Origin of the sequence: Bowmanella yangjiangensis (genome assembly GCF_017255015.1) — a bacterium.
GTDB lineage: Bacteria > Pseudomonadota > Gammaproteobacteria > Enterobacterales > Alteromonadaceae > Bowmanella > Bowmanella yangjiangensis.
In genome coordinates this window covers 1-1,028 of record NZ_JAFKCS010000287.1, presented here as the reverse complement: position 1 = coordinate 1,028, position 1,028 = coordinate 1, and the positions used below count along the sequence as shown (strand labels likewise).

The following is a 1,028-nucleotide window of genomic DNA, read 5'->3' as shown; positions in this document are numbered from 1 at the left end:
GATACCCTGACCGATACGGTTAGGGCCACCGCCCAATACCATGATCTTGTCGCGGCTGGATGGATTGGCTTCACATTCTTCATCATAGCTGGAGTACATATAGGCAGTGCTGGTAGCGAACTCGGCTGCACAGGTATCTACCCGTTTGTAAACCGGCACAATGCCCATCTTACGGCGGTTACCACGTACGTCTTCTTCCGCTACGTTGGTCAGGGCTGCCAGGCGGGCATCAGAGAAGCCTTTACGTTTAAGCTTACGCATCAGCTCTTCATCAATACCTGACAAGCCACGCTCGGTAACCTCGATTTCAAGCTGCACCAGCTCTTCAATCTGTACCAGGAACCATGGATCGATGTTAGTCAGGCTGAATATTTCATCCACCGTCATACCGATACGCATGGCATCAGCAATGTAGAACAAACGCTCGGCCCCGGCTTCGCGCAGTTCGCGGATAATCTTGGTTTTGGCTTCCGGGTCGTTAATGTCAACCACAGAGTCAAAACCGTGTGAGCCGATTTCCAAACCGCGAATGGCTTTTTGTAAAGACTCCTGCTGGTTACGGCCTATAGCCATTACCTCACCTACCGACTTCATCTGCGTGGTCAGACGGTCGTTGGCGCCAGGGAATTTCTCGAAGTTAAAACGTGGGATCTTAGTCACCACATAGTCGATAGCCGGTTCGAACGAGGCAGGGGTCAGACCGCCGGTAATATCGTTAGCCAGCTCATCGAGCGTATAACCCACTGCCAGCTTGGCGGCCACTTTGGCAATAGGGAACCCTGTTGCTTTGGAGGCCAGCGCAGACGAGCGAGATACCCTGGGGTTCATCTCGATAATCACCATACGGCCAGTTTCTGGGTCAACCCCAAACTGTACGTTGGAGCCGCCGGTTTCCACACCGATTTCACGCAATACCGCCATGGCTGCATTACGCATTATTTGGAACTCTTTGTCGGTCAGCGTCTGCGCTGGTGCAACAGTGATGGAGTCGCCGGTGTGAATACCCATGGGGTCAAAGTTTTCGATGG

At 52.8% G+C, this 1,028-nt stretch carries 1 protein-coding gene; it reads right to left on the bottom strand.

The genetic code is table 11. From position 1 onward, the window contains the following. On the bottom strand, positions 1-1,028 hold a 1,028-nt coding region (locus J0A65_RS24020; protein WP_463452327.1), incomplete at both ends, for an ATP-binding protein.